At 69.0% G+C, this 6,000-nt stretch carries 6 protein-coding genes and 1 tRNA gene; 1 reads left to right on the plus strand and 6 read right to left on the minus strand.

From position 1 onward, the window contains the following. The first annotated feature begins 26 nt into the window (after positions 1-26). A tRNA-Ser gene (locus AC07FK_RS22955) sits at positions 27-113 on the plus strand. A gap of 142 nt (positions 114-255) precedes the next feature. On the opposite strand, the gene AC07FK_RS22960 is transcribed toward AC07FK_RS22955, so the two are convergent. From AC07FK_RS22960 to AC07FK_RS22985, 6 genes are all read right to left on the minus strand, one after another. Further along, positions 256-1,662: a tyrosine-type recombinase/integrase gene (locus AC07FK_RS22960; RefSeq protein WP_479106781.1), complete on the minus strand. Its 1,407-nt coding sequence runs from the start codon at positions 1,660-1,662 to the stop codon at positions 256-258. 61 nt (positions 1,663-1,723) lie between these two features. Further along, a complete protein-coding gene (locus tag AC07FK_RS22965; protein ID WP_479106782.1) occupies positions 1,724-1,912 on the minus strand; it encodes a helix-turn-helix transcriptional regulator in 189 nt (62 codons plus the stop codon). Positions 1,913-2,196: 284 nt separating this feature from the next. Next, positions 2,197-3,747 carry a YfjI family protein gene (locus AC07FK_RS22970; RefSeq protein ID WP_479106783.1) on the minus strand — a complete coding sequence of 517 codons (1,551 nt, stop codon included), beginning with the start codon at positions 3,745-3,747 and terminating at the stop codon, positions 2,197-2,199. Beyond that, positions 3,744-4,670 carry a bifunctional DNA primase/polymerase gene (locus AC07FK_RS22975; protein ID WP_479106784.1) on the minus strand — a complete coding sequence of 309 codons (927 nt, stop codon included), beginning with the start codon at positions 4,668-4,670 and terminating at the stop codon, positions 3,744-3,746. The genes AC07FK_RS22970 and AC07FK_RS22975 overlap by 4 nt, the downstream gene beginning before the upstream one ends. A gap of 84 nt (positions 4,671-4,754) precedes the next feature. Beyond that, the gene (locus AC07FK_RS22980; RefSeq protein ID WP_479106785.1) at positions 4,755-5,279 is read right to left on the minus strand and encodes a hypothetical protein; all 525 of its coding nucleotides are present in this window, start codon (positions 5,277-5,279) and stop codon (positions 4,755-4,757) included. A gap of 3 nt (positions 5,280-5,282) precedes the next feature. Further along, positions 5,283-5,891: a hypothetical protein gene (locus tag AC07FK_RS22985; protein WP_479106786.1), complete on the minus strand. Its 609-nt coding sequence runs from the start codon at positions 5,889-5,891 to the stop codon at positions 5,283-5,285. Positions 5,892-6,000: the final 109 nt, after the last annotated feature.

Raw genomic sequence — 6,000 nt, forward strand, 5'->3', positions numbered from 1 at the left:
CGCACCACCGCGCGCCGGTGGCGCGAGGTGGGTTGCCCGAGCGGCCTAAGGGAACGGTCTTGAAAACCGTCGTGGCAGCGATGTCACCGTGGGTTCAAATCCCACACCCACCGCCCAGGTCAGCGTAGATGCTGGTCAGAAGGGGTGTCTCTCAATGAGAGGCACCCCTTCTGCGTTCAGCCTGTCTCACCGCGTCTCGCCCGTATCCCGTCCTTGACCAGTGCGTATGGGCCATCTGTGGGCCAGGAACCGGCCTCAGCCGCCGTTGAGTTCCCTTGAGATGAGCTGGTTGGAGCGCGACTGCTCACCGCGCAAGATCTTGGCGTAGAACCGGAACAGTACGGCGATGCTGTGCCCGGCCCGGCGCGCTACTTCCATGGGGTCCACCCCCGATTTGATCCAGAGCGACACTCCTGCATGCCGCAGCGAGTAGGGCACTTCGGCAAGGGGGGTGGCGGCATCTTCCTTGGACAGCACGGCGGCGCGTGCCGCCGCCCAGACCTCGCAATACTCCGTGGACCGCACCCGGCCGCCCTCTGCCGCGCGGAACAGCCGCCCGTCCGGGGCCACTCCGTACGTGTCCATGTGCGCGCGCAGCATACGAACCAGCACGGGCGGAATGGGGATTGAACGCGTCGCCCCTCGGGCCCGGCGCTTGAGCCCGCGAGTCTCATACGACGCGCCGTCGTCGGTCCAACCGCCACCTACTTCCGGACGGCTCTCCCCCAGCAGAAGCTCTCCCCACTCCTCTGCCGTCTCGGCGGTGTCTGGGGGGAGCGTGCACCCGCTCGCTTTGAGCGATGCGATCTCAGCAGGTCGCATGGCCGCGTAGTACAGGCAGCCGAAGAACCCTTCAAGGTGCTCGCCGCGGGGACCTGTCTCCCTCACGGCCTGGAGGAACGACCGTGCCAGGTCAGGGCCGGGGACATAGCGAAAGTCGATCTCGTCGTCTGTCTCCGGAGGCGTCCAGTCGATCCGGTTCAGGGGGTTCGTGGCCAACAGCCCTTTCTCCTCAACCGTGTAGCGCAGGAGATTGCTTAGAACCATTCGCTTGCGCCGGGCCGTGTTCTCCGCTGCCGGTGTGCCATCCATCTTGCGTGACAGGGCTTCGAGCGCCGGCCGCAGGAGTCCAGGCTTCTCCAGTGCGCTGACCTTCAGCGAGTGACCAGCGATCCAGTCGAGGGCGGCCTGGATGTCCGATGGCGGTTCCTCGACCGTATGGCGCGAGGCCAGCAGACCGTCCGGTCCTGGCAGAGCACGGAATGCCCACTGGTAGAGAGCGGCGCGCATCACTTTGTTGTCCGGGGCACCGCGCGTCGTCGTGACCAGGGTCGGGGTCACCACGGCGAGGGCTTCCGCGATCCCGGCGCGGTGCTTCGCAGCGGCGCGCGGCCACTTCATGAGGGCGTACGCGGTTGCGTGCTCGAACCAGGTGGGGGAGATCAGCGCAGCTAGTTCGTGGGCGGGAAGCCCCGTGTCCTCGTCGAACTGCTCACGCTCGCGGAGGGCGGTCATGAGTTGCGAACGACGACCGTCAGCCTGCGTCTTGAGCTTGAAGCTTCGGGAGTGAGGGCGCGCCCCAACGCGCCACCGAAGCTCGAAGGGCTTCGGCCGTCCGGCCCGCTTGCGGATGGACCAAATGTCTACGTCGTATGTCAGCATCTTGCTCCCAAGAGAGAGGGGCCCGCCGGTATGGCGGGCCCCTTGTCGTCGATTTCTTGCGTTACGCGGCCGACTGCTCGCAGCGCTCCCACCACGCGTCAAGGTCTGAGCGGCTGACGCGGATCTGTCCGTTGGGCAGCTTGCTGATGCGGGGTGCCTGGCCACGTGCCCGCATCCGGTAGAAAGCGGCGCGGCTCATGTCGATCTCTTCCAGAACTTCTGAGAGCTTGAGCTTCTTGGGGCGTGCCATGGTGCGGTCTCCTTCGAGGCAGGTGAAGGGTGCGCCACAGAAACCACGAAATACACAGAAAGCCGGGGCAGGTGCTCTGACCTGCGGGGACTCCGGTGGGGCTGGGCTGCCACAGAAACCGCAGGAAGTCCCACAGAAATAAGGGGCCCGGCGCGGGCGGGTATTTGTGTGGGAGTTCCGTGGGTTTCTGTGGCAGCGACCTGCCTGCCGCCTGTGACGCTGTTTACGCAGGTCAGGAGCGGGGCGGGGTTATTTATGTGATTCTGTGGTTTCTGTGGCGGGGGTCAGACGGCGGGGTCGCTCAGCTGGGGATGGATGAGGTAGCGCGGGGACGGTGGCCGGCCCCGGCCTCCGGTGCGCGGGACGGGCTGGCAGCGGACGTATCCGTGGTCCTCCAGCAGGTCCAACGCGGGGTCCAGGTCAGCGACGGTGGGGAACTCCGAGCGGGAGAGCTTGACCATGAGGTCGCGCTTGCTGACCTCGCTCCACTGCTGGGCGCGCAGCAGCTCCAGCACGGCGTGAGCGCGGTTGGCGGTGTGGTCTGCGCCCATGAGGTCGAAGACCACCAGGGCGTGGCCGGTGAAGTAGTCGATCAGCTTCACCGCCGCGCGCATCGTGTCCGCGCTGATCGGCTCGGTGTGCCCGTTCGTGGGATGCGCGGCCAGGTGCAGGAGACCTGCGAGGCGGCAGGTTGAGCCACCCAACTTGTTGGCCCAGTTCCCGACATGGGCGAGGTCTCCGCCGCGCGGACGCAGCCGCGGTTCCTGCCGCTCCTCGAACGCGACGAGCACATCCCCCGCCTCACCGGAGAGCTGGAGTACCGCCGGGTCCGTCCAGTCCGCCAGGGACATCGTCAGAGCGGTGACGTTCTCCTCATAGGTCGCGGCCACCGCGTCCGGGATCGGGTCGGGCAGGATCTTGCGATGCCCAACCAGGGATGTGGGCAGCGAGTAGAAGAACCTGGCCAAAAGCCCCCGGTCATCGGCTCCCTTAATGCGGCCGATGTCTTCCAGGACGGACGGCTGCACGGTCAGGCCCATGGTCAGGGCGGGGGATTCGATGAACTCCTCACGGCCCCGGCGGTCCACCCGCAGCCGGTCGCCTGCCTGCCCGCGCAGGAAGACGTCCAGGTTGGGGGTGCCGGAGTAGCGCCCGGCGATGATGTCGAAGATTCCGCCTTCCGCCGACATGACGGAGAGCCTGCCGCCTTGTTCGGCCAGCAGCGAGGCGATGACTTCCGGGGTGGCGTCATCGGCCAGCAGGCGGGGTTTGGCGGGCACCGTGACCGCCTCGGCAGCCTGAGCAAGGCCGATGGCCTCCGCCACGAGCTGGTCCCGCTTGTCGGCGTCCGCGCGGGCCGCCTTGGCTGCCGCGTTGTCCGCGACCTCCTTGGCGAGCCTGGCGGTGATCTCCGCCTCCACGATCCGCCCTGCCGACTGGGTGACCAGCAGCGCCTCACATCGGTAGAGCGGGTCGGCCATCAGGTTGAACACCGCGCTCTTGCGGTTGCCCGGCGGCAGCGCGACGACCACGAACACGTTCACCGGCTCACGCCACCGGCTGCGGACGTGGACCACGGCGCGGCCCCCGGCAGCCGTGCCCAGCACCGCGAGCGCGAGACAGGCGGCCATGTCCACGGGCGTCTGCGTATCCTCCGCGACGGCTCGTACGTAGTCGCCCAGCCAGGCCGGGAAGACCTCCGTGGGAAAGGCCGGCAGTTCTCGGCGGGCGGTGAGCGGGATCGGCTCATCCCACGGCGCGTTGACCGCCACTTGTGCGTCCAGGGCCTCGAATCCGGCCCACAGCTCCACGTTGTCCACAGGCTGTGTGCTCATGCCGCACTCGCCTCCCCAGCGCCGCCCCGGATCAGGCCGGAGCGAATCGCGGTGCGGCACTCGGCGGCGGGCAGGCCGATCGACTGCCCGGCGCTCATCAGCTCGCTGGTGACGGCGGCCTCCGTGAGGTCGCCGGTGCGGACCAGCCGGGCCAGGGCGTAGGCCGCGCCGTACACCGCACGATTACGACCGCCCTCGCGGGCGGACAGCACCTTTTCCAGCTCCCCCCACATGGCGGTGGTGCTGTAGGCGGTGGCGTTGCGCATGCGGGCTGACAGCTCCGACAGCGGCATGGGGGCCGGTGCGGGCTTGGGGGTCAGCAGGTCACTGAGCCACGCAGGGAGGGGGGCGGCAGGGGCCTCGTGAATGATCTCGTACGGCGCGCCGCCCACGACGCTGCCGGCCGCAACCACGTACCCGCCCCAAGCGCGGGTGTCGACCTTCCACCCCAGGCTGCCGCCCGTGCTGCGTAGCGTCTTTCCCTCAGGGGCGGTGAAGTACAGGTGCTGTCCGCCACGGCGGGTACGCACCGTGTACGTCTCGGTCGGCAGCCGCTCTCCCGCGCGCTCGCACAGCGCGGCGAACACGTCCAGGCCGTCCGCCAGCCCCGCCCACTCGGCCGGCGCGGTGTCCGTCTCGTCCTTGGGGATGTCGAGGTCTACGACTACGAGCTGGGCGGGGCCGGTGGCGATGCCGACGTTGTACGGGGCTGCCTGCCAGCACGCGGTGATGTGCGCGGCGTCGAGGGTGGCGCGCTGCTCGGGAGTGCGGTGCCCCTCGGTGCACCGGCCGGAGCGGGGGCAGTCACGCTCGGGGTGCCCGGCAGGCCGCTTGTCACCGGGCCGCAGGGGGAAGACGGGCCAGCCACGCTCAGCGGCGGCCAGTGCGGCGCGCAGCAGCGCCGGGGCAAGGGTTGATGTCATGCTGGGGTATCTCCTGTTTCTGCGAAGGGACAGAGAGCCGGGGCGGTCGCGGTCTTTGGCGAGAGGCGACCGCCCCGGGCGTATCTACTGGTGTTTGGCCCAGCGGGCGTATTCCTGGCGGACGTAGCCGCGCGGGTTGGTGATGGACTCGGGGTGCCCGGGGCCGTGGGGGTCGCTGTTGCTCGCGGAGGGCCCCAGCATCAAGGCGTTGTCGATGACCAGCACCCGACGCCCGGCCTCGGTCGCGGCCTCAGCCGCGTCATTCGGTTCAACCTCGTCGGCCTCACGGAGCGCGATGCGGTCCAGGACAGCGGCCTTACGGAGCCAGAACTCCCTGGCGTCCGCCAGGCCGATGGGGGAGAAGGCTTCGCTGGCGCGCTCTGCGGTCCAGCCGATCTCACTGATGATGCTCGGCGCGCTCTTGTAGGCGAGTTCCGGTGTCGGCCACGGTGCGGTACCGGGCCGCTGCTCGGCGGTGATGTAGAGACGTACTTTGCTGCCGGCCGGGGTGGGGTGCCGTCGCGTGTTGCCGGTGGTGAACGTCTGGGACAGTGCATTGGTGATCTGGCTTGCCTCGGGTTCGGTGCAGATGATGCGGATCTCGAACATGGGTCAGTGCTCCTTGGGGTTCTCGGTGGCGGGGAGTTCTGGCAGCCCGGCGCGGGTGAGCTGGGCGGGGTCGAAGCCGGGCAGCGCCTCGCGGTGGATGAGGGCCTGGGCGAGTTGCTCGGCGTAGGCAGCACCTGAGCGAGCGACTTCGATCTGTGCTCCGGCGCGCAGGGCTTCAACGCGCTCAACGTGGCCGTGCTCCTCGCGCCGCACGGCGGTGTGCCGTTCGTGCGCGAGGGTCTCGCGGCGGTCGGTACGCCAGTACCGGCCCGTGATGGCGTACGCGACCGTGGTGGCCAGCGCCCACAGCAGCAGCGGCAGCGGCAGCCCGTCCGCGTATCCGGCGACCCCGGCCAGGGCCAGCCCGCCAGAGGCGGCGAACGCGGTACCCGCGATGACCGGATCACCCGCGCGGCCTGCCGATGCGAAAGCGCCGGCCGTGGCCGCCCCTGCAGCGAGCACGACCATGAGAGCCGCGTTGCCCAAGGAGTGTTCGGCACCGTTGGCGTTCCAGATCCTGCCGAGGATCAGCACGGTGGAGGTGGCGAGCGCCGGGGCCACTTTCGGGGCGGCGAGGGTGAGCCAGTGGCGGGCGACGATCGGTTCGTTCATCACGGCTCCTCTAGAGGTCGCTGAGGGCGTTGACGACGGCGGTGGTGAGGTCGTTCATCGGCTCGGACGCTCCGGTGGAGGCGAGGTAGAAGCCGAACATCATGGCGAC

The organism is Streptomyces sp. NPDC046122, from assembly GCF_056429965.1.

Bases quoted from the DNA above. Each gene is read 5' to 3' on its own strand.
- AC07FK_RS22960 (WP_479106781.1), bottom strand. From the start codon at position 1,662: ATGCTGACATACGACGTAGACATTTGGTCCATCCGCAAGCGGGCCGGA.
- AC07FK_RS22965 (WP_479106782.1), bottom strand. From the start codon at position 1,912: ATGGCACGCCCCAAGAAGCTCAAGCTCTCAGAAGTTCTGGAAGAGATC.
- AC07FK_RS22970 (WP_479106783.1), bottom strand. From the start codon at position 3,747: ATGAGCACACAGCCTGTGGACAACGTGGAGCTGTGGGCCGGATTCGAG.
- AC07FK_RS22975 (WP_479106784.1), bottom strand. From the start codon at position 4,670: ATGACATCAACCCTTGCCCCGGCGCTGCTGCGCGCCGCACTGGCCGCC.
- AC07FK_RS22980 (WP_479106785.1), bottom strand. From the start codon at position 5,279: ATGTTCGAGATCCGCATCATCTGCACCGAACCCGAGGCAAGCCAGATC.
- AC07FK_RS22985 (WP_479106786.1), bottom strand. From the start codon at position 5,891: ATGAACGAACCGATCGTCGCCCGCCACTGGCTCACCCTCGCCGCCCCG.